The 24,524-nt window shown below is 40.9% G+C and carries 22 protein-coding genes; 15 read left to right on the top strand and 7 right to left on the bottom strand.

The window, feature by feature from the left end:
- Positions 1–49: 49 nt before the first annotated feature.
- Entirely contained in the window at positions 50–1,705 is a 1,656-nt protein-coding gene (hpsL, locus tag QUD05_RS17980) for a hormogonium polysaccharide biosynthesis protein HpsL (protein WP_289797264.1), read from the bottom strand.
- Between the two features lie 224 nt (positions 1,706–1,929).
- Positions 1,930–2,721 carry an SAM hydrolase/SAM-dependent halogenase family protein gene (locus QUD05_RS17975; RefSeq protein ID WP_289797263.1) on the bottom strand — a complete coding sequence of 264 codons (792 nt, stop codon included), beginning with the start codon at positions 2,719–2,721 and terminating at the stop codon, positions 1,930–1,932.
- A gap of 153 nt (positions 2,722–2,874) precedes the next feature.
- Between QUD05_RS17975 and QUD05_RS17970 the strand changes: the two genes are divergently transcribed.
- From QUD05_RS17970 to QUD05_RS17960, 3 genes are all read left to right on the top strand, one after another.
- The gene (locus QUD05_RS17970) at positions 2,875–3,774 is read left to right on the top strand and encodes a hypothetical protein (protein ID WP_289797262.1); all 900 of its coding nucleotides are present in this window, start codon (positions 2,875–2,877) and stop codon (positions 3,772–3,774) included.
- Between the two features lie 14 nt (positions 3,775–3,788).
- Positions 3,789–5,711, top strand: a complete 1,923-nt coding sequence (locus QUD05_RS17965; protein WP_289797261.1) for an Hsp70 family protein — start codon at positions 3,789–3,791, stop codon at positions 5,709–5,711.
- Positions 5,712–5,922: 211 nt separating this feature from the next.
- Positions 5,923–6,747 (top strand): M90 family metallopeptidase, encoded by an 825-nt coding sequence (locus QUD05_RS17960; RefSeq protein ID WP_289797260.1) that lies wholly within the window; start codon positions 5,923–5,925, stop codon positions 6,745–6,747.
- 82 nt (positions 6,748–6,829) lie between these two features.
- Here the strand turns inward: QUD05_RS17960 and QUD05_RS17955 are convergent, their stop codons facing one another.
- Both QUD05_RS17955 and QUD05_RS17950 read right to left on the bottom strand, forming a co-directional pair.
- The gene (locus QUD05_RS17955) at positions 6,830–7,285 is read right to left on the bottom strand and encodes an EVE domain-containing protein (protein WP_289797259.1); all 456 of its coding nucleotides are present in this window, start codon (positions 7,283–7,285) and stop codon (positions 6,830–6,832) included.
- Between the two features lie 134 nt (positions 7,286–7,419).
- Positions 7,420–8,088 (bottom strand): methyltransferase domain-containing protein, encoded by a 669-nt coding sequence (locus QUD05_RS17950; RefSeq protein ID WP_289797258.1) that lies wholly within the window; start codon positions 8,086–8,088, stop codon positions 7,420–7,422.
- A gap of 128 nt (positions 8,089–8,216) precedes the next feature.
- Between QUD05_RS17950 and QUD05_RS17945 the strand changes: the two genes are divergently transcribed.
- The 6 genes from QUD05_RS17945 to QUD05_RS17920 all read left to right on the top strand — a co-directional run bounded on the left by QUD05_RS17945 (position 8,217) and on the right by QUD05_RS17920 (position 16,104).
- Positions 8,217–9,875, top strand: a complete 1,659-nt coding sequence (locus QUD05_RS17945) for an ArnT family glycosyltransferase (protein ID WP_289797257.1) — start codon at positions 8,217–8,219, stop codon at positions 9,873–9,875.
- A 77-nt stretch (positions 9,876–9,952) separates the two neighbouring features.
- Complete coding sequence (locus tag QUD05_RS17940; RefSeq protein WP_289797256.1) at positions 9,953–10,420, top strand: MarR family winged helix-turn-helix transcriptional regulator; 468 nt, start codon at positions 9,953–9,955, stop codon at positions 10,418–10,420.
- A gap of 162 nt (positions 10,421–10,582) precedes the next feature.
- The gene (locus QUD05_RS17935; RefSeq protein ID WP_289797255.1) at positions 10,583–12,019 is read left to right on the top strand and encodes an HlyD family secretion protein; all 1,437 of its coding nucleotides are present in this window, start codon (positions 10,583–10,585) and stop codon (positions 12,017–12,019) included.
- Between the two features lie 268 nt (positions 12,020–12,287).
- A complete protein-coding gene (locus QUD05_RS17930) occupies positions 12,288–13,547 on the top strand; it encodes an MFS transporter (protein ID WP_289797254.1) in 1,260 nt (419 codons plus the stop codon).
- A 331-nt stretch (positions 13,548–13,878) separates the two neighbouring features.
- On the top strand, positions 13,879–15,474 hold the full coding sequence (locus tag QUD05_RS17925) for a DHA2 family efflux MFS transporter permease subunit (protein WP_289797253.1): 1,596 nt from the start codon (positions 13,879–13,881) through the stop codon (positions 15,472–15,474).
- A 48-nt stretch (positions 15,475–15,522) separates the two neighbouring features.
- Positions 15,523–16,104, top strand: a complete 582-nt coding sequence (locus QUD05_RS17920) for a Uma2 family endonuclease (protein ID WP_289797252.1) — start codon at positions 15,523–15,525, stop codon at positions 16,102–16,104.
- Here QUD05_RS17920 and QUD05_RS17915 read toward each other — a convergent pair.
- The 3 genes from QUD05_RS17915 to acs form a co-directional block, all read right to left on the bottom strand.
- Positions 16,101–16,880 carry a Uma2 family endonuclease gene (locus tag QUD05_RS17915; RefSeq protein ID WP_289797251.1) on the bottom strand — a complete coding sequence of 260 codons (780 nt, stop codon included), beginning with the start codon at positions 16,878–16,880 and terminating at the stop codon, positions 16,101–16,103. The genes QUD05_RS17920 and QUD05_RS17915 overlap by 4 nt on opposite strands.
- 560 nt (positions 16,881–17,440) lie before the next feature.
- Positions 17,441–18,121, bottom strand: coding sequence for a tetratricopeptide repeat protein (locus tag QUD05_RS17910; protein WP_289797250.1), 681 nt, complete (start codon positions 18,119–18,121; stop codon positions 17,441–17,443).
- A gap of 328 nt (positions 18,122–18,449) precedes the next feature.
- Positions 18,450–20,423 carry an acetate--CoA ligase gene (acs, locus tag QUD05_RS17905; protein WP_289797249.1) on the bottom strand — a complete coding sequence of 658 codons (1,974 nt, stop codon included), beginning with the start codon at positions 20,421–20,423 and terminating at the stop codon, positions 18,450–18,452.
- 232 nt (positions 20,424–20,655) lie between these two features.
- Between acs and QUD05_RS17900 the strand changes: the two genes are divergently transcribed.
- From QUD05_RS17900 to QUD05_RS17875, 6 genes are all read left to right on the top strand, one after another.
- The gene (locus QUD05_RS17900; RefSeq protein ID WP_289797248.1) at positions 20,656–21,318 is read left to right on the top strand and encodes a restriction endonuclease subunit R; all 663 of its coding nucleotides are present in this window, start codon (positions 20,656–20,658) and stop codon (positions 21,316–21,318) included.
- Positions 21,319–21,348: 30 nt separating this feature from the next.
- Positions 21,349–22,077, top strand: coding sequence for a Uma2 family endonuclease (locus QUD05_RS17895; RefSeq protein ID WP_289797247.1), 729 nt, complete (start codon positions 21,349–21,351; stop codon positions 22,075–22,077).
- Positions 22,078–22,169: 92 nt separating this feature from the next.
- On the top strand, positions 22,170–22,859 hold the full coding sequence (locus tag QUD05_RS17890; RefSeq protein WP_289797246.1) for a hypothetical protein: 690 nt from the start codon (positions 22,170–22,172) through the stop codon (positions 22,857–22,859).
- A 68-nt stretch (positions 22,860–22,927) separates the two neighbouring features.
- Complete coding sequence (locus QUD05_RS17885) at positions 22,928–23,368, top strand: hypothetical protein (protein WP_289797245.1); 441 nt, start codon at positions 22,928–22,930, stop codon at positions 23,366–23,368.
- Between the two features lie 29 nt (positions 23,369–23,397).
- Positions 23,398–23,601: a hypothetical protein gene (locus QUD05_RS17880; RefSeq protein WP_289797244.1), complete on the top strand. Its 204-nt coding sequence runs from the start codon at positions 23,398–23,400 to the stop codon at positions 23,599–23,601.
- Positions 23,602–24,171: 570 nt separating this feature from the next.
- A complete protein-coding gene (locus QUD05_RS17875; protein ID WP_289797243.1) occupies positions 24,172–24,519 on the top strand; it encodes a hypothetical protein in 348 nt (115 codons plus the stop codon).
- The last annotated feature ends 5 nt before the right edge of the window (positions 24,520–24,524 follow it).

Raw genomic sequence — 24,524 nt, 5'->3', positions numbered from 1 at the left:
CTGAAGTATTTTTGACCTTCAATCATATCTTTGGTCATTTTTATTTCATTTAAATTGTTTTTAGACGTTTTTTCTTCTTTTTTTGATCGGGGTTAGCATCTTCCTTATCTTGTTTCTCCAGTTCTGGTAACTTAAAAAGAACTCCCGCAAAAAACCAATAATAGGCNGCAACAGGATCCACATCCAGAGGATAATAGTAAGTGTTGGTGCTAATAAACAATATAAACACCCACAAAGCTGCTCCGGAACTACGGAAATTACGGTTCTTTATAGAGCGATAGGTTTTAAAGCCCAGAATTGTTAAACTTGTTACCAAACTCAGAAACGCTAGTAATCCAAAAATTCCCACTTCATAAAGTACTTTAGGGTAGTAGGTTTCCACAAGCTTAGTTTGACCCATCACACGGGCAGAGTTGGTTGCTCGTCCTAAGCCGCTTCCTAATGGCCCGTCTACGTTTTTCCAATTTTCTTCAAATTGCTGGATGATAAAATCTTGAGGTGGTGAAGCGTTCCAACGACTGACAAAACTCTCGGTTCTCTCTTGTACAACAGCAGGGTTAGTCACCATCGCAATTCCCAGAATGAAGGCAAGTCCTACGCCTATGGGAATAAATCGTTTCAGGTTGCCAAGTTGTCCGGTAAGCAATAGCAAAATCCCGAAGCAGATTGGTACTAAAGCTAAAGCGATTCTCTGTCCAGAGATTACAGCATTGATAAAGACTCCCACTATAGAACCTAAACCGATGATCCGCCATATTGGCGAGGGATCGGTGAAACCAGTGGCAAAGGTAAAAAAGGTGCTAGAAATTAAGAACCAAGCCCACTGCCAAGGAGCTACAAATGTCCCTGGTAAACGAATAATCCCTTCTTCGGGACTATATACTAGCGCTCCACCAAAATAACATCGGGCTTCGAGTGTTGCTCTAAATAAGGCATCTCCTTCAAGACCTCTAGTACCTTGACATACACCGGTTAGTAATAAAAAATATTGAATAAATCCCAGTCCGCAGCAAATCAGTGTGAGGACAATCTGGAGGCGCAATAAAAATAGAAAATCCCGCTTATCGCGAATTAGATAGTACGCACAACCAATCAGGGGGACATAGCCTAGAAATACTTTTAGTCCCAGAATTCCCATACCTAATGGTATTTCTTGGGGTGCTTTTTCTAATAGTCCCACACTCTGTGGGTTAAATTGCTGTCCACCATTAACAAACAACAGTGTTAGCACACTGCAAGCCAAAACAATATAAAGTGGGATTGTAATACCTTTGGGAATAATTATAGGTAGCCCCTGTTTACGGCAAGTTTGCCAAAGTCCAATTAGGGCTGGAACGTAAAAGGCATCTTTAGCTAATTGGAGTATGGGACTATTGCCTAAGTAGTAGGTGACAGTACCTCCCACAGGTATGTAAATAATGAAGGCATATAGGGCTTGGCGGGGATATTTGTAGGAAAGGGACATGATTATTATCCCTAACACGCCAGGGACTGCTGCTTTAATTCCAACTGCGAAAAATAGTAGAATGCCAACGAAGACACCGCCAAAAGTGGCGGTGGTGAGTAAGCTAGTGAGTTCTTTACGTACTTGGGCAGATTTGCGCTTTTGGGCTAACTGTTCTTTGAGGCTAAGGGTAGAAGTTTCCTTTTTAGCCTGCTTTTTCGATTTTTTAGATTGCTGAGATTTTGGTTTAAATTTTGGCATAGTGGCACTGTAGCCTATCAGCCTCGCAAAATACTCCATTATATAGGACTAATATTTGATTTTAAAATACACGTAGGGGGCCAGTGCGTTGCGGAGGTTCCCGACGCTTGAGTACTTGCTCTAAGCGTTGGCACAGCCTATCGTAGAGAAGTCATAACGTCATAACGTTGGTGTACCCTTGGGAAGCAAGCTACGTATAGCGTATTGCAGACAATTACCCGATTTCAGGCAATTTGAGTTACTTGCTGATTCACACGAGGACGGCCAAAGCGTTCCCAAGCACTCCCTCCTCGCAAAAATAGTTCTAAAAAGCGTAATGGTTCCCCTGAATCGCTTCTTGACCAACCGGAACTACCAGGAGCAAAGGCTAAAGTTCCTTCAGATACCTTGAAACTGCCATCAGAATACACCGCATCACTGACCACATCTCCAATTCTGATGGCGATCTTGCTTTGAGGCTCCAAGTTAACTGTATGCGCCCCAATAGTTGTTTTAATGTTGCCGTAGCCATCAATCCAGGCAATACGATCTGATGGAACATCTGGGATTTGCTCACTCTTGAGGCTATCTCCCAAAAGGCTAAAATCTTCATTCATAATCGCAGCCGCAGCCGGAGGAAATATATCCCGTGAGCGAAACTGCGATCCACCACGAGAAACGTTGACCACTCGCAACTCCTTTGTATGGTCTTTGATAAAGGAGAGGGTGTAACCTGCATTCACACCCACTACTTTTACACCATTAGATAACAGGGCATAAGTTAGTCCTTCACCTTCATTGTCTCGACGGGCTTCAGGATCATCCTGACGAGGCGCACAGTTGTGATAAATTAGGCGATCGCTAGGGCCAGGGTTAAGTCCTAGTTGGGCAATCCAGAATCCCGTTGCTAAGGTACTGAATGCTGGAACCGAAAGCAAATGAATTTGGGCATGGGGAAAAGTCATCAGCAGACGTTGTGTGACTTCTGTAAATGCCGGATCTCCTGTACCGTAGTCTGCAATGACGCAGATAAACATTCTGCTCCTCCTTTTGATGGGGTAATTTGCAATCAACCTAATTCATAATTAGTAATTATGAATTATTTCGTCATTATCTGATTACAGGGTGAAATGAAAAAACGAGTGTTCATTTCACTCTTAATTAATAACGTTAAAGTCTTAGTCAATGCAATGAAAACAATCACTTCACTTTTTAGCGAAGAACGCAACCAACTCCAGATAGATATTGATAACACAATCGGCATTGAGCAAATAGTTAAACTGGTTCAAAACCGACTCGATAATCTCGAAAGAATTTACATTGAAAAGCTTAATTTGGCTCAAGTTCGTCTGGCTTCCTTTTTCCTGGATACGCTGCGGCAGTCTATCGCCACCCTGGCAGCAGCGAACTATCTTCAAGTTGCTCCAACTGAACAAAAGCAAATTACTAATACAGGGACAAAGTTGTTTAGCAGCAGATTTATCCTGAAACTGCTAAAGGGACTAATTTATATAGGCATCTTAGGTTCGTTGTTTTCCTTAACTAAAACTACCCCAGGTGCGTGGATGGCTATCTTATTAACCTCTTTACTTATAGGATTAGAAATTGTACTTCAACTTGAATTCAATAATCAGCAAAATAATTCTATATCTGAAGGACTATTGGAATTACCTCAACCGATTCTTCGGGTTGATAGCAAAGTATTTCTAGATCACCTTGGCGATGCTCTCAACACTATCGACCTAGCAGTGGCTAGAGTAGAAGAATCAAATAAACATGAAGGCGATTTAGCAATAGAAGAATTGCCAGAGTTATTGAATTTTCTCCAAAGACTAATGGGCGCATCCAAACTTGATAAACCCCAAATGGCTCATGAACTGGCGAAACTTCTGCCACAGATTTTAATGTCTCAGGGAATTAACGCGCAAATTTACCGATCGAATAGCGATCGCGAATATTTTGACTTTGAGCCAAGTATTGACCCCGATACCAAAGAACACGTGACTCTAACGCCGGCTTTGTTAAAAGGCGATCGCTTGATTCGGCGCGGTAGGGTAATTGAACCAGCATATTCCTCTGCTAGAGAATAATAGACAATAAGGGTATGGAAATTTTAGAAACAATCGGTTTTGATTTGGGACACGGTGAAACGGCTGTAGCTAAAGCGATCGTGGAAAGCATCGAACCCCCCCAGATGTTGGAGATTAATAACAAGAAGAACCAAATTACAGCTCTTGGCTGGCATCCCAAACTCGGTTATCTTGTCGGCGAACAAGCATTAATTCAAGCTGGCGTTACTCAACTGACAATCTCTTTCAAACAAAAACCCAACAACGATCCCAAATATCGAGAAACAATTAGCACTTTTGTGGCAACCTACTACCGCCTTTTGAAAGAAACTAAACAACTTGAAGGTGGGGAAAGTAGCTATTTTTACATTGGTTGCCCTTCAGGATGGACAGTTAGCGATCGCACCGAATACCAAAAGCTACTTCAAGAAGCTGGTATTCCCCAACTCAATGTTGTACCTGAATCGCGGGCTGCTTTCATGCAAGCCAAGGAAGCCGGGAAGTTGGAGTATGACAAACTTCTGGCATCGGTGCTAATTGTCGATATTGGTTCTTCAACCACAGATTTTACTCTGGTTAAAAGCTTAGAAGAAATCCCAATAGATTTCGGGAGTAATACTTTAGGTGCATCCTTGATTGACAAAGCTATTTTTGCCCGGACTCTCGCCAACCACGAACAAAAAGCATTACTGGAAAAAGTATTTCAGGAATATCCCCATCACCAAGCTCGTTGTGAACTTGCTTGCCGCAAAGCTAAAGAAGATTACTTTTCTAATGAACAGTTATACAGCGATCCTGAATCCTTTGCGCGTGGGTTCGAGTCAATCAACGAACAGATTTATTTTATTCCCCAAGTAAATAAATTGATGATGGAGGAAATTTTAAATCAACCCTTACCTGAACTGGAAAATCATAGTTGGATTAAATCATTTCGCAACTCTTTAAAGGAGGCGAAAGAAAAGCTAGAAAAACTTGAAATCGTACCGAAACTTGTGCTGATGACTGGCGGTGCATCTCGCATGAAGTTCACGCACGTTTTTTGTCAGGAAATGTTTCCCGAACCAGAAACCCTGCTTCGCCCCGATCCAGAACCGGAACGGTGCATTGCAATGGGTTTAGCACGAGTAGGAAGATGGGATCTGCGTGCTGCTGCTTTTAAGCAAGAAGTGAACAAACTATTTACCTCGAACCAGCTGAAAGGTTTGATTGAAAGGCATATTCCAGAGTTAATCGAATCACTAACTAAGCCTTTGGCGGATGGCTTGATTGTCAATGCAGTTAAACCAGCTTTAAAAGATTGGCAAAAAAACAAAATACGGACTTTAGCCGATTTGGAAACAGCTTTGATTGGTCGGGCAGAACAGTGGCTCAAAAGCGAACGCGCCGTGCAGATAATTAATCATCAATGCGCTGCTTGGTTTAGCAATAAAATCCAACCAGATTTAGCCGCACAAACCGATCCAATCTGTCGAAAGTTTCAGATACCTAGAAGCAGCTTAAGATTCGAGGATAGTATTAACCCAACTTTTGTTAACCCAGAATTACAAATTGGAGATGCTATTCTGGCTGAGACAGTAGCATTTATTGTCAATGTCGTAATTGGTGGAGGCGCAGTGGCTAGCATCATCACTCTCATCCTAACTGGGCATTTAACCTGGCCAATTGCACTAGTATATGGGGCTTCGTTGATGGCAGCAGGAATGGAGCTAAATCGTAAGAGTGTTCAAGAAGTAATTAAGACAAATGTCGATGTCCCTAGTTGGATGCGTTCTAATTTTTTGAGCGACAAAAAAATTGAGGATATGTGTGAGCAAATAAAGCCTGAGTTAGAGAAAGTTCTTCAAGAACAACTAACAGCAAATCAAGAAGCTTTTGATAAACTGATTGTCAAAGTTGAGCAAGGACTTCAAAACAGCCTTTCCAGCAAGGTTCAATCTTGCATAATTCTGATTCAATAGCGGTAGTTAGTGAGCCACAATAATAACAATTATTCTAAACTTTCTGCTTAGGGACTTCCAAATAAAAAAATATCCAATTATTTATTGTGGAGTGGGCGACACGATAGCCCTTGATTACGGGCGCTCATGTTGCCCACCCCACAAGATTGTATAGTTTATTTCTTGGAAATCCCTTACCAGTGAATTAAATATGTAAGCTGCTCAAAAGTCAATGATTAAAATAATAATTGTCTTTCTCATCATTGGGCTAATTCTCACAGGGATTTTAATCAATCCCATGCTAGTAAAAAGGCGAAGAAACCGTCTCAAACATCGTTCTTTTCCTCCACTGTGGAATGCTATTATTGAAAATAATCTTCCTATTTATCTGTGTCTCTCTCCCGATGAACTCAGACGACTTCAGGGACATATTCAAGTATTTTTAGCAGAAAAGCAATTTATTGGCTGTAGAGGGTTACAGGTGACAGAGGAAATGAAACTGACTCTTGCTGCTGTTGCTTGTTTACTTATATTAAATGAACGTGGACAGTACTTCCCCAGACTTCGTTCAATTCTGGTGTATCCTAACGCTTATTTTGTTCAAGAAACAAATTCCGTCGGAAAATATGTTGTTGAGGAAAGGCGTGTGGCAAGACTGGGTGAATCGTGGACAAATGACCAAGTAGTAGTGTCTTGGGAACAGGTAAAACAAGACATTAATAACTGGAGAGATGGACGTAATGTTGTGCTTCATGAATTCGCCCATCAGTTAGATCAAGAAGATGGTAAAGCTGAAGGAGTTCCGATACTGCAAAACAACTCAGACTATGCTATTTGGGCGAAGGTGATGACAGAAGAATATCAGCAACTTTGTAATGATGTTCTACAAGGTGCAAAGACGGTAATGGATAGCTATGGTGCAACAAATCCCGCAGAATTTTTCGCCGTAGCGACTGAGACATTCTTTGAAAAACCGCGCCAATTGTTGTCCAAGCATCCGGCACTTTATGAGCAACTGCAACGTTACTATCAATTAGATCCCGTGCAATGGGTGTGAAGTAAGCGGGCAAGACTAAATCACATTGTGTTCAGTTAATCAACCTTCCTTAAAATGTTTTACGAATTACGAATTATTTTAACTAGGAGTTTTTCATCGCCAGAATCTTCAAAGCGACTGCTTCAGGTACGGGCATCACTGATAATCGATTTCCTTGTCTCACCAACATTAACTCTTCGGCGCTAAACTTCTCTTTGAGTATTGATAACAAGATAGGGTTAGAAAAAGTCTCAACAAATTCCACTACAACTGTTTGCCACCGAGGCGATTCATAACTTGACTTGGGGTCGTAGTATTTACTTTCTGGCTCAAACTGGGTTGGGTCAGCAATATCTTTTTTCACTACACGCATTAACCCAGCTATACCGGGAGGATTAGTGCCGGAGTGATAGAAAAAAGCTAAGTCTCCTTCATCCATTTGGCGCAAAAAGTTGCGAGCTTGATAATTGCGAACGCCATCCCAGATAGTCTCTTTCTGCTGTTGAAGATCAACAATGCTATAGGCTTCTGGTTCTGATTTCATTAACCAATAATTCATTTACAGAAATTATGCATATACAAAAGCATTTTAATTTTAAGTAGGTAAATAAGTTCGTAGTAAGGACTAAAGTCCTTATTTTCTAAGCACCAAAGTGCTTACTACAAACCCTCTTATACTAGTGAATATTTGACTTAACTACGGTAAGCTATGACAGCATAAAACGGATCTCCTCCAACTGCACCCAACCACTGTAAGATATTCGGTAATGTTGATTTATGAGCTATAACTTCTGCGGCTGTAAATCCTGGAACTGACGCAAAATAAGCTTTGACTAATTCTACTCGCTGTGCTTCTGAAGCCTCTCGCCAAGCTTGAATCGCCTTTTCAAAAAACATCCGGTTAGAAAAGCTGATAATTGCAACACCACCAGGTTTTAGGATGCGGTAAATTTCAGAAAATACTGCTTCTGGGTATTGCATATATTGCACAGATACGCAATTGAGAACAGCATCAAAATTTTCATCTGGTAAAGGTAACTGCGGATTTTCGTTAAGATTTTGCACAAAGTAATGATTTAACCGGGGATTTCGTGCTAATTCCTCAGCGTTGAGTCCGTGTCCTTCCACATGGTCAAACTGCATTTCTTCTGGTAGATGAGACACCCAACTGCTCATCATATCAAAAATGCGGGTGTCTTGTACTGAGCGTAGCCGAAGTATGGGTTTGAGGCGATCGCGGTATAAATCCGTTAGCTGTTGAATAAATCCTTCATCAACATGGGTGACGAAGCGAGGATAGGCGTAAAACAGTTTATCGTCTGTGTCATCTAATTTCAGGCGCTGATTCGGTCTTAACTGCATAAATCTCTGTTTTGGAGTACTGTTTCCGAAATTTGCGGCAATTTCAGATATTTTTTCACAAACACTATGTAACATATTTTAATAACAGCAGGATACCTAAATAGCAGTATTCAATTTTTATCAATTTCATGTTATATAAACTACACTTCTTACAGCATATTTGGCGACAAATCCGCCTAGTCGCATCATTACCATATTTTAGTTTGTTAGTTTGGATACTGCCCTTATTACTATTTACTTCTGGACATAATAGCCTGATGGCACATGATGAAGGGCTTTACGCATCACGTGCCCGTCTGATGTTTGATTCTGGTAATTGGATAGCTCCTTGGGAAACAGCACATCATAAAACTCCTGGCCCTTATTGGTTAATTGCCAGTTTTTACAAGCTGTTTGGTATCAGTGATACTAGTGCGCGTCTTCCTAGTATGATTGCTGGCATTTTTAGCTTGTGGCTTGTGTATGAAATTGGCAAAATTATGATAGGCAAAAAATTAGGTTGGCTAGCTGCTGCAATTTTAAGTGTAGAATTTCTCTGGCTGCAATACTCTCGCTTAAGTACACCTGATGTACCGATGGTTCTCTTGGTGCTTTTAGCTATTTTGTCTTTAATCAAAACGGAATTGCATCCCAAATATCGCTACTGGTGGAGTTTTCTAGCTGGTTTAAGTTTAGGTTTAGGCTTCTTAGTTAGAAGCTTTATGATTTTTTTGCCAATTATAGCTTTATTACCTTATTTAATTTGGGAACATCGCCGTCATCGTCATCTTACTAACCCAATTTTATATTTAGGTTTTTTCGTAAGTTTAATACCAACCTGTGTTTGGCTGTGGTTAAGCTCACTGCACTACGGAAATAATAGTTTTGAAGAGTTACTCAAGTTTGTTGTACAACTAGGTTCTGAAGAGCGGGAGTCTAATGGGCTACTATTCTATGTCTGGAATATTCCTGTAAAAGCATTTCCTTGGGCTGTTTTCGGACTTTTAGGTTTATTTTTAACTCTCCGTCGTCCCATTCCTCGTTACCAGTTAATATTAGTTGGCTTTCCACTTGTTTTATTTGTAGAAATTAGTATTTTTAGCACTCGTTTATCTCACTATAGTCTTTGCCTTTATCCGTTCATCGCTTTGTTTGCATCTGTGGGTTTAAACTGGCTAGGCAATATTTACCAGACAGGAATTCCCCCACAATTCCCTCTTCAAAAAAGNNNNAAAAAGATATTGAACCTTTTTACAATAAATAATCTTCCCCGAAACCTCAGTTATGCCTTGGGTGGATTAGGTATTTTACTTGTTATGGCGAGTATTGGCATTTTTAATTGGGGTAGTTCTGATATCCGCAAGTATGCAAGTATTGGTTTGGCTATGGGCTTGGGTTGGTTAATTTTACCTGTGGTGTGGATTGCTCGTTACCAATTTAACAAAAAGTTTCTCACAGCGCGTTATTGGATTGCAGGTTGGTTAATTCCCTGTTGGCTGGCTTTGGCGGCTATAGGTAGCATCGGTCTGTTAAGTGACTATAACCCTGGGTTAAAAACTTTTTTACAACAAAGTGCGATCGCTTCAATTCTCCAATCTCATCCTACGTACTATGTGGAAATAGATGCTAAAACCAAAGTATTGCTTAATTTCTATCTTCCTACTCAGCCTCAACCAGTAGTCTCTATTTCGCAAGTACCAGCTTTGAGCTATGCTTGGATCTATGCTAACCAGTCTTCTAAATTATCTCGACCTCACCGTATTATCGGTACAGTCAAAGAGCATCAGTTGATTCAAGTTCTTCCCTAAGATAGATGTAAAGTAACTATTGCTAAAAAAGCTCAATTTAGCTATGATAATATTACGCATACTAAGTATTTTGCTAAATGGTTTCTACATCTAATCACTCCCCAACCTTAGATTCGTGGCAGCAAAATCTGGCACCATACAATTTGGGCTACAGAATCAAATTAGTCTCACAACTGTTGAGTCGCAAATTTACTGAGAGGCTAGAACCTTTTGGATTGACGCCATTTCATTGGTTAGTGTTGTGCTGTCTTTGGCAAGAAGATGGTTTACCTACTTCTAGTATTGGGGACAAACTCAAACAAGTGGGAGGGACTTTAACAGGCGTACTAGATCGGATGGAAGAACGCGGTTTAGTGCGTCGAGAACGCGACACTCAAGATCGCCGCATCTGGCGAATCTGGCTCACGGATGCAGGTAAGGAACTAGAAGCGGTTTTACCACCAATCGCCGCAGCCGTGCGTGATGAGGCAATGCATGGTATTTCCTTTGCCGATCGAGAACTGTTTTCCCAAATCTTGAATCGAGCGATCGCTAACCTTTCCTAAAGATAATCCCATAATCACCCGACCGGGGGAAGCTCTGTAAAAATTTGTTTTGAGATAATATTACGCATACTAAGGAAATAAGGATTTTTTTCAAACAATATTACGCATTCTAAATAAACGACTATTAATCAAGTTATTGAACGAGCAAGAGAGTTAAGAATCATGGGTGCTAATACTTTTAACGGACGCAACGGACACAAAACCCCAATTTTAGAAAAAGAAGTGGTTCCCGATTTAGAGAGTTTAGAAACTGTTACCACAGAAGCACCTGAAATCGAGAAAGAAGTTCCACCGAAACGCAAAAGACCGACTGGTTTAATTTTGGCAGGATTAGGTGTGGGTGCGATCGCCGCAGGTACTTTTGGTTTTCACTACTGGCAATACGCCTCCACCCACCAAGAAACAGACAACGCCACCGTTGCGGGAAATATTCACCAAGTTAGTAGTCGCATTCCCGGAACAGTAAGTGAAGTGCTGGTGAATGACAACCAACTGGTACAACCGGGACAATTGTTGGTGAAGTTAGATCCACGGGACTATGAAAGTAAGGTGCAACAAGCACAAGCAGCCCTCGAAAATGCTCGTAGTCAAGCGCAAGCGGCTCAAGCAAATATTGCTTTGAGTTCACAAACCACCACTGGTAAGACAACTCAAGCGCAAGGAGATGTCAGTAGTGCAGTAGCAGCAATTTCTACAGCCCAAGCAGCAGTACAAGAAGCCCAAGCTGGGATACCAGCAGCACAAGCAGCAGTACAAGAAGCTCAAGCTGGGATTCCTGCATCTCTTGCGCAGGTAGCGCAAACAAACGCCAATTTGTCAAAAGCTCAAGCAGATTACAATCGTTACAACGAATTGTATAAAACAGGTGCGATTCCTCGTCAGCAACTAGATACAGCCAAAGCTGCTTATGATGTGGCTACGGCACAGAAAAACGCCGCGATTCAGGGAGTAGAACAAGCCAAAGCCAAGTTAGCCTCCGCCAAAGTTGGTGTTGCCCAAGCCCAGTCTCAGTTAGCACAGGCGCAAGAAAATGTCACTAACGCCCAAGCTAAATTAGCAGCATCTAAGGGAGGATTGCAACAAGCGACCGCCGGGGGACAAGATACCACAGTTAAGCGTAGTCAATATGAAGCAGCAAAAGCAGCGATCGCGCAATCAGAAGCATCGCTCAAAGATGCACAATTGCAACTATCTTATGCCAATGTTACCGCCCCCAGTGCTGGACGGGTAGGTAGGAAAAATGTGGAAGTTGGCAACCGCGTCGCAGTAGGAACACCATTAATGGCGATCGTGGATAACAACTATTGGGTAGTTGCGAACTTCAAAGAAACTCAACTAGAAAAGATGCGGCCAGGAGAGCCAGTAGAGATTAAGCTAGATAGTTTCCCTCACCACACCTTTAGCGGTCGTGTTGACAGTATTTCGCCAGCTTCCGGCGCTCAGTTTGCCTTATTGCCACCGGATAATGCTACAGGTAACTTTACTAAAGTTGTCCAACGCATTCCCGTTAAAATAGTTTTTGACCAAAAGAGCATTCAAGGATACGAATCGCGGATTACTCCGGGGATGTCTGCGGAAGTTGCGGTGGAAGTCAAGTAATATCATGTCCCTCAAATTACCCATAAGAAAAGAACCCCACCCCCAGCCCCTCTCCGCCTGCGGGGAGGTGAGCTAAAAGCACAGCTTTGGCGAGGTGGGGTTCCAGGTTTTATGGTTAATTGCTCGGACATCATTAATACCAAATTGCCTGCAAAACAGATGAAAAACCTCTTTCTAACTGTGATATGTTTCTACATCTACGGAGAGGGATATAAAGATGAGGTGAGATGATATCTATGAAAGCAGATTGGTATAAAGCAAGCCTGACATGAAAAAATCGCTACTACCTGCATTAAGGTCAAGAAACTACCAGCTGTTTTTTGCTGGGCAAGGTATTTCCCTAATTGGGACGTGGATGACGCAACTTGCCACAATTTGGCTAGTTTATGACTTGACAAAATCCCCATTAATGCTGGGAGTTGTGGGATTTTCTAGTCAAATTCCTAACTTTTTTTTAGCTCCCTTTGGCGGAGTATTTGTAGATCGCTTTTCTCGGTATCGTACCTTAATTGGTACGCAAGTCTTGGCGATGATTCAATCGTTAACATTAGCAGCGCTAGCGTTAACTGGAGTGATTGAGGTATGGCACATCATCGCCTTGAGTTTGTTTCAAGGATTTATTAACGCCTTAGATGCGCCAGCCCGTCAAGCTTTTGTGCCAGAATTAGTTGAACGCAGAGAAGATTTAGCCAATGCGATCGCTATTAATTCCACGATGTTCAACGGTGCTAGATTAATTGGCCCTGCGATCGGGGGTTTATTAATTGCTAGGGTTGGAACTGGCTATTGTTTTTTAATTGATGGTTTGAGCTACATTGCTGTAATCGCCGCTTTATTGGCAATGAAAGTTAAACCTTGGAAAAATTCGGTAACTGCCGGTAATCCCTTACAAAAAGTCAAAGAGGGATTTGTATATGCCTTTAGCTTCCCACCCATTCGATCCGTCTTGTTGCTATCAGCCTTAGTCAGCCTGATGGGACTGCAAAACACTATTCTTGTCCCAGTTATTGCCGAACAAGTTCTCAAAGGTGGTGCAGAAAGTTTGGGTTTTTTGATGGCGGCATCTGGAGTTGGAGCCTTAACTGGTGGTATTTATCTAGCTACGCGCCAAACAATCTTAGGAATTGGGAAATTGATTGCTCTAGCTCCAGCAATTTTAGGAACTGGTCTAATTGCCTTTTCTTTATCTAGATTTTTACCACTCTCTTTATTTACAATGTTATTTGTTGGCTTAGGAACAATTCTCCAGATTGCTGCTAGCAACACATTTTTACAAACCATTGTTGAAGACGATAAACGCGGGCGATTGATGAGCTTATACACAATGTCATTCTTGGGAATGATTCCAGTAGGTAATTTATTAGGAGGTTTCCTAGCAAGTCGTATTGGCGCTCCCAACACTTTAATTATTGATGGAATAGCTTGTATTTTAGGGTCAATTATTTTTAGCAGACAGTTACCTGCTTTAAGGAAAATAATGCGTCCAATTTATGAGCAAAAGGGGATTATTACGACTCAAGAAGTTTAAGATAAATAACTGTGCTTAAATCTGCTTTATATTTATCTTAATGGAACTTTCCATAGCAATTATTTTTTAATTTTTCGAGGATGTCTGAAAAGTTTTTTTGTATACATCTAACCCTTGGAGATCCCCCTAAATCCCCCTTAAAAAGGGGGACTTTAAGACTCTTGTTCCCCCCTTTTTTAAGGGGGGTTAGGGGGGATCAAGAAATATTTGATACTTCTCAGACATCCTCTTAGCGTTGCTGATTCAAGCTTACGCAGAGGCAGAGAACATATTAGTATAAGATTTCATCATAAAATTTTTTGCTACTTAACCTTAAAACTGGAATAAAGTTATGGCTAATACAGGTGTAATTCGTCAGCAAGGGCAAAATCCTGCTTTACCACCAGAGCGTGTACCGCTAAGAACCTGGATTGGTGTATTAGCCAGTATGCTTGGTGCATTTATGGCGGTATTGGATATTCAAATAACTAATGCTTCGCTGCAAGATATTCAAGCAAGTTTAGGAGCAACTCTCGAAGAAGGTTCTTGGATTTCTACCGCGTATCTTGTAGCAGAAATTGTGGTAATTCCTCTAACAGGATGGTTATCACGAGTATTTTCTCTGCAACGTTATTTATTAGTCAATACTGCACTCTTTATCTTCTTTTCTATATGCTGTGCTTGGTCATGGGATCTTAATTCCATGATTTTATTTCGCGCCTTGCAAGGTTTTAGCGGAGGAGTTTTAATTCCCACTGCTATGACAGTTGTCTTAACAACTTTACCCCAATCAAAACAATCAGTCGGACTGGCTGCATTTGGGTTTAGTGCAGTTTTTGCGCCCTCAATTGGCCTGACATTAGGAGGTTGGTTAACCGAAAATTTTGGTTGGGAATACAACTTTTATATAAATGTAATTCCAGGGGCATTAATGCTAGCTGGTGTTTGGTACGGAATTAAGCAAGAAAAACCCCAAATTAATTTACTCAAACAAGGTGACTGGTGGGGAATTATTGCGATGGCTATTGGCTTAGGTTCCCTACAAGTTGTTTTAGAAGAAGGTAGCCGCAAAGATTGGTTCGGTTCAGCTTTGATTGTGCGCTTAAGTATAATTGCAGGAATTTTCTTGGCGATATTTTTCTATATTGAATTAACTCGTAAGCAACCATTTATTAATTTGCGGCTTTTGTTTAGGCGCAACTTTGGTTTAGCTAGTATTGTCAATGTGTCGCTGGGCGTAGGATTGTATGGTTCAATTTATATTTTACCGTTGTATCTCGCCCAAATTCAAAAATACAATGCGCTGCAAATTGGTGAAGTGTTGATTTGGGCTGGTATTCCCCAACTATTTATTATTCCCCTCATACCCAAATTGATGCAACGCATTGATGTGCGCTTAATGGTGGCTGTTGGTGTCACTTTATTTTCCATCAGTGCATTTATGAACTCTGGAATGACTAATGAAACAGGATTAGATCAATTACGGTGGTCGCAATTTGTGCGTGCAATGGGACAACCCCTAATTATGGTTCCGCTAACTTCTATTGCTACTGCTAGTTTGAGTCCGAAAGAAGCAGGTTCGGCAAGTGGTTTATTTAATATGATGCGGAATCTAGGCGGTTCTATAGGAATTGCTTCTTTAGCGACTTTATTAACAAATAGAGAACAATTTCACTCGAATAGATTGGGTGATGGAGTATCTTTATATAACCCAGAAACTCAACAGCGAATTGACCAAATGACGCAGTATTTTATTAGTCGTGGAGCAGATTTAAATACAGCCCAAAATCAAGCGATCGCATCTATATCCAATATAGTCCGTCGGGAAGCATTTGTAATGGCTTTTAACGATTGTTTCTACTTTATTGGTATTGCATTATTACTCAGTGGGATTGCTATTTTATTCCTCAAAAAAGTGAAGCCAACTGGTGGCGCTGTGGCTCATTAGATTTGTTGTATGGGTTAAAATATTTGATAAAACTACTCAGGTACTAAAATGGTCATTAGCCAAAGTGAGTACTATATCTCTCCAGAAGAATATTTAGAAGGCGAGAAAGTAAGTGAAATTAAACACGAGTATATTGATGGACAAGTCTATGCAATGGCAGGGGCGAGTGATGCTCATGTTACTGTAGTAGGAAACTTGTTTGTACTGCTGCGAAACCATCTCCGGGGTAGTGCTTGCCGTGTCTATATGTTAGATATGAAAGCACAAATTGAGGTCATAAATCGCTATTTTTATCCCGATGTAATGGTGACTTGCGATCCACGAGATAAAGAATTTGAATATTTTAAGTGCTATCCTTCCTTAATTATCGAAGTGCTTTCTGAATCAACCGAAGGCTATGACAGAGGAAAGAAATTTGCTAGTTATCGACACTTAGAATCACTACAAGAATATGTGCTAATTTCACCAGATCGAATGAGTGTAGAATGCTTCCGCCGCAACGAACAAGGACAGTGGGTACTTTACCCTTATGAACAAGCGGGAGAAGTGCATTTAGCTAGCGTTGATTTTCGTTGTGCGATCGCAGAAATATATGAAGATGTATTATTAGTAGATGAGAATATTTCCTAATCCAACATTTCTGGATCAATTCCTAAAGCCTTGAGTTGTTCAGCAGAAAGCGATCGCAATTTCTCTGTAATTAAAAGCCGCTTCTGTCGTTCAGTTTCAGCCCTTTGTTGCTCAACTTCCGCCCGTTCCTCACCCGTTAGCAGTAAATTTCCTTGTGCATTCCACCAGCGCAACCAAGGTAACTCTGCATTCTGATAAAATCCTTGCCAGATTCCTAACTCTACACCCATAGGAGCAATTGGATAATGTCCTCGTTCATTGGGTTGCATCAGTTGATAACTATTATCAACTAGGTGATAAACTTCAACCTGTGCTTTTGCTACTTCATAAATTCCATAATAAGGCACTCTAATTGCCTGCTCATAAACCCAAAACTTACCAACATTTCCACCTTGCCCTTGAGATGGCGGTGCGCTATCTCGTTCTTCTGAACCATCTCCAGAGACAAATTCAATTACAATTAAGGGTGCAATAAACTCCTTCCACAACACATAAGAACGCCGTGTTTTACCATCGAGAGTAGATGGTACATTGGGTACATAAAACCAGTCTGGTGCTTCAGCCCCTTTCTCAGGAGGATCTGTCAATCGCCAGTAGATGCCTAAATCCTGTCCAATACAATATTGACTATCAGGATAAAGTTCCTCTAAGACAAGTTTAATCGAGTCAGTGAGTAAAATACTTTGGGGATGCTCTTGCCAGTTTTTCACGAATGTACCGTCTGAGTCTGGTAACTGGGTGTGATCGGGTAAAGTTAATGCCGATAGGAAAGTCATAGGCTTTAACGAAGGTTTGTCTGATTTTTATTGTAGATTGCTATTTTGCTATTCTTGAATAGACGTGCGACTAAGTTAGATGCCATTTATATAACAAAAGTCAATCTTTCTATATGAAAAAAGCTATTACGATTACTGCGAATATTCTCTATATCCTCACAATCATTCGCATTCGGCTTAACTATAGATAATAGAAAATGAGAACCTATTGCTCGTAAATCGTATGGGATTACATAAGTTGGTATATCAAAAATCCATCCTATGCCTGCCCATACAGTATTTTCCGAACGTTCCCAGACTACTCTTGTGTATCCCCCATTCATGTGAAAAATCACTCTTACAGTTTCTCTGGCTAACAGAAATATTTCATTCATGACAATACAATTATTCTGTTTTGATGCTTTTTAGAGGGTGGGCTAGCCCACCCCACAATAATTACAAGCCAGATGCCAAATTCCGTAGTAATGGATGCATAATACCCGATCACACTTCTGGCAAAGCATCCTTAAAGCCGATCGCAGCAACTATTCTTAACTTTTATCCACTGAATAATATGATTTTCAGGAAACACTAGGATCTTCAGCAGTTTTGATCTCTTTTAAAATTCGTTCTACTTGGTTAACTTTTTCACCTCTATTCTGTTCTTTGAAAATATTTAAAGCTTTTTCTAAAGAAGATAGCGCCTCGTCTTTTTTATTTGTTTGCCACAATGCTAGTGCAAAATTAGTCAACCCTTCGCCATAATTAGGATTAATTTCCAGAGCTTTTTTATATTCAGTAATGGCTTCTTCCCAACGACTTTGGCTTGCGTAAACAATACCAATCGCATTGTAAGCTAGAGCGTATTTTGGCTGGAGGCGAATGGCTTCTCGAAAGGAGCTAATTGCATCTTCTGGTTTCTTTTGCCGAAAAAGTACATTTCCCAGTTGAAAGTGTCCGAAAGCATCGTCTGGGAATTTTTTAATTAATTTGCGTAAATTTTCTTCTGCACCTGTTAAGTCTCCCTGGCTAAATAAACCATTGGCTTGTTGCAGGAGTTGCGATCGCTCTGGTGTTCCTGTGCCTGAAAATTGTGCTAGTTTTTGTGGTTGTCTCTGTGCAGACTGTTCTGGCGAATGTAAAGAAACTTGTCCAGGAACCGCTAAGACTAATGGTGATATACCCATTACACTGATAATACTCAGCATCATGCAGCCAATAGGTTGAACAAATGCTGATTTGGATTTGCACTTCACCTTCATCGCCCTGAATGCCTCAATAATGTTCTAATCTTTATGATAAATTGGCCTGCGTTAGCGCGTAATGCATCACAAGACAGACGGTAAGGGCAGCATATACGTCATAGGTGTCAACTTAAGGCTAAACCCGCTTGTTGACAGCGTTTTACCCTCACCCCCAGCCCCTCTCCCATCCGTGAGAGGGGAGCTAGACATTCAATTCCCCTTCTCCCTAGGGAGAAGAGGGGATGAGGGCGTGAGGGATTTGCAAAACGCCTGTCCGATATAGTTTTCGGCTTAAGTTGACACTAATGCATATATGTGCGCCCTTCTTAAGCTAATCTGAAATTATTTACACACCTTCTCGTAACTTATCCAATACACTCCGATCTTCCAATGTCGAAGTGTCTCCAGATACCTCTTGTCCAGCAGCTAGATTCCGCAGCAAGCGCCGCATAATCTTACCCGATCGCGTTTTGGGCAAAGCGTCTGTAAAGCGAATTTCTCCGGGACGGGCGATCGCACCTATTTCTTTGACAACGTGTAGTTTGAGTTCTTTAATCAGTTCCTCACTTCCCTGATAAGTGCCTTCTAGAGTCACAAAAGCAACGACTTCTTCACCCTTAAGTTCATCGGGTTTACCCACTACTGCCGCTTCTGCAACCGCTGGATGCGAAACTAAAGCTGATTCTACTTCCATTGTACCGAGTCGGTGTCCTGAAACATTCAGTACATCATCCACACGACCCATTACCCAGAAGTAACCGTCTTCATCTTGTCTTGCACCATCACCAGCAAAGTAAGTATAGTTACCATTTTGGGGCGGAATGTGTTCCCAGTAGGTGCGGCGGAAGCGTTCTGGATCGCCGTAGACTGTCCGCATCATTCCTGGCCACGGATGTCGTACTGCCAAATAACCGCCTTCGTTATTGGGTACGGTGTTTCCTTCTAAATCCACGACATCTGCAATAATTCCAGGGAAGGGAAGGGTTGCCGAACCAGGTTTGGTGGGAATTGCCCCTGGTAGTGGTGTAATCATGATACCGCCGGTTTCCGTTTGCCACCAAGTATCAACTATTGGACAACGTTCTCCACCAATAACTTTGTGATACCACATCCAAGCTTCCGGGTTAATTGGTTCGCCAACGGTTCCCAGCAAACGCAATGAAGACAAGTTTCGCGCATTCGGATGGTGTTCACCCATCTTAATAAATGCTCGAATTGCTGTAGGTGCGGTATAAAAAATATTAACGCCGTATTTTTCAATTACATCCCAGAAGCAGCCAGGATTAGAAGTCCGGGGCGCACCTTCATACATTATCGTGGTTGCACCGTTGGAAAGGGGCCCGTAGACAATGTAGCTGTGCCCAGTAATCCAACCGACATCGGCGGTACACCAATATACATCTGTGTCTTGGAGGTCGAATATCCACTTGGTAGTGATATGGGTATACAAATTATAACCAGCAGTTGTATGCACTACGCCCTTCGGTTTGCCTGTGCTGCCAGAAGTGTAAAGGACAAACAGCATATCTTCGCTATCCATTGGTTCGGCCGGACAATCTGCTGATACTCCTTTTTGCAAATCATGCCACCAATGATCGCGTCCCCCCAACTGCATATTAGTTTCTTGTCCGGTGCGCTTGACAACTAGGACATTTTCTACACTGGGAACAGCACCATCAGCTAAGGCTTTGTCTACCTGTTCTTTAAGAGGAACGATCGCATCTTTGCGCCAACCACCATCAGCCGTGATTACCAGTTTAGCTTGAGCATCAATTAAGCGATCGCGCAAAGCTTCGGCACTAAAACCACCAAATACCACGCTGTGGGGTGCGCCAATTCTGGCACAGGCTAACATTGCGATCGCAGCTTCGGGAATCATCGGCATATAAATACCAACGCGATCGCCTTTTTGTACACCCAGTTGCTTCAATACATTGGCGAATTGGCAAACTTCCCGATGGAGTTGGGCGTAGGTAAGGGTACGGGAATCACCTGGTTCTCCTTCCCAAATCAGTGCTGCTTTATTTTTGCGCCAGGTAGTGAGATGTCTGTCAAGACAGTTGTAAGAAATATTCATCTTACCACCAACGAACCACTTAGCAAAAGGTGGTTGCCAGTCTAATACTGTATCCCATTTTTGGAACCATTCTAATTCTTTTCCAGCCAAATCTGCCCAAAATTCTTGCGGATTGGCTTTGGCTTGATCGTAGAGACGCTGATAATCTTCCAGGCTTTTGATATGGGCATTCTGCGAGAATTCCGAGGCAGGATGGAAGAGGCGATTCTCTTGTAGGATTGATTCTATAGTTGGTTGAGACATGGTTAGTTATGAGTGCGATCGCTATTGTTACTAAAAACCATTTTTAGCCCAGTTGTGCTAGACAATGTTTAGATTTTCGTTAAGCTGGGTAGAAATTGCCGAGTTATTGAGTATACATTCATTTTCATCTAGCAAAAGCAAGCGATCAAGAAAGTTAAAAAGGTTACATTGCAACCTATCTACCGCCAATGTTGCAAAATATAAGTAGTCTTGACAAACAAAGTCTGAAACTATGCCCCTCACCGTCGAAGGTAGCAGCTTATCTCTCAACGATGTTCATCGCTTTCTCAAATTAGAAAAGCTTTCCAATGGTTCATTTACAGATTTCTTAAGGCTAGAACCACTCTCTGACTTTGAACAGCAGGATTTATTACGAATCAGAAACGACTTTGATCGTTATTTAAGTGCAGGTAAAATTTCTGAAGGGTTGGTTAAATTCTTAACGATCGCACCCTTAATGCGGCTCTCAGGATTCTACGATGTGCCGATTCGGTTGACAATGGAAGATAGCATTGCGATGCCTGCGGCGGTAAACAACGCAGTCGAAGATGAAGACAAAAGAATTACCGGGCGGATGGATATTTTAGCAATCAACAGTCCTCAAAGTAATATTGCGCCGCCTTTTTGGGTTGTAGTAATTGAAACGAAAAATAGTGCGGTTGAAGTAGGTGAGGGTTTACCTCAATTACTCACTTATGCCTTTAAAAGTTTAGCCCAACAACCATCAGTTTGGAGTTTGGCAACTAACGGACTGCGTTATCAATTTGTTTATTTAAGACATGAACAGCAACCAACTTATCAGTTAATGCCATTATTAAATCTGAATGAATCTCCCGGTGCAATTAAGTTATTACAAGTTCTTAAAAGCATCTGCAAGTTACCAAATTTTCAGTAAAATGAACGTATAATTGCGGGGCGATCGCTGATGTCTGAACCTGCTACCCTAGAAATCATCTCTGATGGTATTTCAGAAGACGAAGTTATTTTTCCTCCTGGCGATATACTGAGTGACGAGCCACCTTTGGAAAGTGATATACACCGAGAACAAATCGATTTACTGATTCGCATCCTCAAATTATGGTGGCGAGATCGGCAAGACTTTTATGCTTCTGGTAATTTGACGATTTACTATAGTCCTAACCAGAAAAAATCAGAACATTTCCGTGAGCCTAGACTTTTTTGTAGTTTTGGGAACCCAAAAAAAGACCGTAAGAGTTGGGTAGTCTGGCAAGAAGACGGCAAATATCCCAACTTGATTGTGGAAATTTTGTCAAGTTCAACGACAGCAGTTGATAAAGGTTTAAAAAAACAAGTTTACCAAGATACCTTCCGTACACCAGATTATTTCTGGTTTGACCCTGTAACAATGGAACTTCAAGGATTCCATTTAGTTGACGGTAAGTATCAAGAAATCCAAGTAACCACTGATGGACGTTTGTGGAGTCAGCAGTTAGAACTTTATTTAGGAGTTTATGAAGGTAAATTAAGATTCTTCACTACTGAAAATCAATTAATACTATCATCAGAGGAATTGGCGGAACTTGAACGTTTGCGTGCCGAACAGGCAGAAGAACGCGCCGAACGAGCAGAGCAAGAAATTGCTCGACTACGGGAGGTTTTACGTATACAGGGCATCGACCTAGAGAATATTTGATTACATCAGGAAACGAACTAAAGACACTTTCAAGTTAAAATCTAGTTATCAATGTGTAAAAAAAGCGTAATCTTCTGAAAGTAGGGCATCGATTGCAAGCACAAGAAATTAAGGATCAGCTAAAGTCCCTTACCCTCCAAGCCTCCTCGATAGATCATAATTTAGCGAGAAGATTAGATGAAATCAATCGTTGGGTAAAAAACATCAAGCCAGGTTCTCTGACTGCAAAACCCTTTGTCATCGCCTTTCTGCTAGAGGTGATTACGGATTCGACAATATGGCTGATGATCAAATCCTTACCTTCAGAAGAGGAACAAAACGCAAAGTTCGAGATGATGACACCGATTGAGAGATATTGGTATGGTTATCTCTTTCCCAGATGGTTTAATGCAAGTGACTCCAAGTTTTATATTTGGAAGCAAAAATTGATGGCGGGTGAATTTAATCAGGTTGATAATGATATCATTAGATCAATAGCACAAGATATTGTTCAGCGAGAGGGTAGTTTTTGGCAGCGTTATATTGCCGACCTTTCTATGGCAACAGATTTAATTGTTAGTCGTAACAATCAACCACTGTGCATTCAAGTTACCAGTGTTAGTGAAGAACTCAATCACCAAAAGTACCAAGCTTGGCAAAATACACTGCGATCGTGGGAAATAGAGAGAGGATTGTTCTTAAGTTACAATCCCAAGGATACTAATTTTGTGAACCAGTTAGTCAACGTGGCCCTGTACAACAGTGATTACCTTTCTGGTGGCAAATATTTAAAATTTTCGTGAAATTTCAGGAATTTGATATTTCAGATTTNGTGTCTAGCCTATATACTTACGTGCTAATTACAGCTTCTATGGCTAATAAAAGAGAAACTCACTGCAACAATCAAGTAGATACGTTTGCTGAAGCTTTAGCGACAGCGCGACAAATGCAGCAGAACTGGCTGACTTATGGAGTTGATTTTGTCAATATTTACGTTGAAGATGTGGAGGGAGACTGGCTAGAAACGTGGGGACATGATGAAATATTAAGTAATTTTCAATTAGATACTATTAAAGAATTTCTGGTAAGTAATGATAGTGTAGCTGTGAGGGTAAGAGAGCATTTAGGAGAGCGATCGCTGTTTGATTTTGCCGTAAACTTAGATGAATCGTGGAGAATTTCTGAAATAGATGACAGGCTATCTGCGGTGAAAAATCTGTTAGCTGGTGAAGTAAATAGTATTGATACTGATGATATCAGATTATTCGATTTATCAAATACTCTGCTGATAAAGTTGGCAGAGATTTTGTGAAATTTTTAGTTACGTAGTGGTAAATTCAATTGCTCTTAAAATATCGAATTAGCAATGGTAATGTTGAGCTACTAAAAGATAATGGTAGCGATCGCATTATTTTATTATTTTTTACTATAAGGCAGCATTTAGGAGAGCGATCGCTGTTTGATTTTACAGTAAAAACCTCACCCTGTCCTATCAGACATTCCTCTCGTTACCAAGGCTACGGTGTACACACAAGTCCGAAATAGAATAATTGACGAGTCCATTCTTTGTAGAGACGGCGATTTATCGCGTCTCCCTAACGTGTCAGTTTTTTAGACGCGATAAATCGCGTCTCTACATGAGGGGTTTCTCGCTATCTCAAGCGTATTGGGATAAAACTGGTGACTTGTGTGTACACCGTAGCATTACTAAGGAGAGAGACAAATTTTACATAGTCAAATCAAGATGAGGTATTTTAATTGCACACACTCTAAGTATTTGTTGCAAAATTTCAATTTTTTATTGCCAATGTTCAAACAATTGTTACTCACGTTAAAGCATTTATAAGAAAGGTTTAAGTATTTCTTACAAAGATTAAATATTTTCTTATCAATGTTGAAACAGTTGTTACTCACGTTAAACCATTTATAAGAAAGACTTAAGTATTTCTTATAAAGATTAAATATTTTCTTATCAATACTGAAGCAATCGCCCAAAAAGCGGCTTGGTATCAAAAAGTACTTTTATCAAAATAGATTTACCAATAAAAGTTAAATAAAAGTTCCTATTTTGGGAATTATAGACCTATTAAAGCTCAGGCAAGTAGGTCAAAAGCATTGATTAGTGAAACCGCAAAACTACTTTACCCATCGGTGGAAAAATTGGTTAACGAAATTGTGGCGGTTAACCACGCTTGGAAAGTTGCTAGTGAATTATTTGGAGAAGATTCACCCCTATCTATTTCTTCACGGGATTTAAAAACCTGTTTGCAAGTGCGTTTGTTGCGAAGCTATGCACCAGAAAAAGTTTATTTAATTGAGGATAAAGAATCAGAAGGTGAAGCACTTTACAGCTTACGTCTCCGAGAACCTATAGGAGAACGCCTGTATGCAGAGCATCTCCCAATGCGGATAGCTCAAGAAGTTTTTGCGGATAAAGAATTAGAGTTATTCAAAAAGATATAAATAAC

This window comes from Nostoc sp. GT001 (assembly GCF_030382115.1).
In the GTDB taxonomy this organism is placed as follows: Bacteria; Cyanobacteriota; Cyanobacteriia; order Cyanobacteriales; family Nostocaceae; genus Nostoc.
Note: the sequence above shows the minus strand (reverse complement) of the source record. Positions and strands in the feature narration are given on the sequence as shown.